The 686-nt window shown below is 35.6% G+C and carries 1 protein-coding gene; it reads left to right on the top strand.

Going from position 1 to position 686, the window contains the following annotated elements; genetic code table 11:
• Positions 1-182: 182 nt before the first annotated feature.
• Positions 183-605, top strand: coding sequence for a chlorhexidine efflux PACE transporter AceI (gene aceI, locus GGG_RS0119045; RefSeq protein ID WP_010118100.1), 423 nt, complete (start codon positions 183-185; stop codon positions 603-605).
• The last annotated feature ends 81 nt before the right edge of the window (positions 606-686 follow it).

Here is a 686-nt window from a genome sequence, read left to right as displayed (position 1 = left end):
GATTTATCATATAAATCCTCTCCCTAACCCTCTCCTTTATAAAGGAGAGGGAACTTCCATTAAAAATAAATGTTCATCACAACTCGACTTATCGCAAGATGTCTAATCAATATCTGTTTTCATGTACTGAATGAATCATTCATGCATAAGCCAGCAACGTAAAGAAAAGTGAGTATTTTAAAATGGTGATTTCTAAAAGAAGGATTATTCATGCATTGAGCTATGAGATCATTCTATTGGTGATCATAGCGATTGCACTAAGTTTTATTTTTGAAGTTCCAATGGAAGTGACTGGAACTTTAGGTGTAGCCATGGCGGTTACATCAGTGGTTTGGAATATGATTTTTAATCATTTTTTTGAAAAAATAGAACAAAAAAAGAAGTTTAAGCGAACCATTAAAATTCGTATTCTACATGCGATTGGTTTTGAAGGTGGGTTAATGCTCGCCACAATTCCAATGGTTGCTTATGCGATGGATATGAGCATACTACAAGCCATTTTGTTGGATTTGGGAATGACCAGTTGTATTCTGGTTTATACCTTTGTTTTTCAATGGTGTTATGACTTGATTGAAGAAAGAATGGGGGTAAATGCAGTTTGTTAGACGAATGCTGATCAGTTAAGACTTTTTAAATCCTCCCCCTTGCGGAGTATGCTCCTCACCTTTTTCAAAGGAGGGGGTATT

Source organism: Acinetobacter sp. P8-3-8, from assembly GCF_000214135.1.
GTDB lineage: Bacteria > Pseudomonadota > Gammaproteobacteria > Pseudomonadales > Moraxellaceae > Acinetobacter.
The sequence above is the reverse complement of the archived record's forward strand: the minus strand, read 5'-3'. Positions and strand labels throughout refer to the sequence as shown.